Origin of the sequence: Polaribacter sp. BAL334, from assembly GCF_015767435.1 — a bacterium.
Lineage (GTDB): Bacteria > Bacteroidota > Bacteroidia > Flavobacteriales > Flavobacteriaceae > Polaribacter.
This window is the reverse complement of sequence record NZ_JADWOV010000060.1, coordinates 1-398: the sequence shown is the minus strand read 5'-3', so window position 1 is coordinate 398 and position 398 is coordinate 1. Positions and strand designations below refer to the sequence as shown.

1 pseudogene is annotated in these 398 nt (G+C 38.4%); it reads right to left on the bottom strand.

What is annotated here, in order from left to right:
• Window positions 1-398 (bottom strand): annotated as a pseudogene (locus IU405_RS00330) (DNA methyltransferase); the annotation flags it as partial.

Genomic DNA, 398 nt, shown 5'->3' with positions numbered 1-398 from the left:
CACTCGAAGACGTTGGTTGGAGGTTGGTTTAAATCCAGTTTCGGTCAATAGCAAATCTAATTTTAAATGAGCCATAGCATAACTTGCCATCAACAACTCAAAACCATTCAAACGAGGTAACAAATGGTTTTCTACATAATTGCTCCAAATGCCTTGCTGTCCTTGAAACTTTTTGTGAATGTGTTTCACCACTTCTGCCAAGAACGTGCCTGTGCCTGTTGCTGGGTCTAGTATTTGTACTTTGTGTACCTCTTGCTCTAGTTGTTTGTAACCTGTTGCAGCACGTTTATCTGCGTTTTGTGTATTTAATTTTATGGTAGTTTTGCTAGTATCAGCCAACCCTTGAGGCAAGTCAAATTCCGTTTTTAAAATATCATCAACAGCACGTACAATAAAAT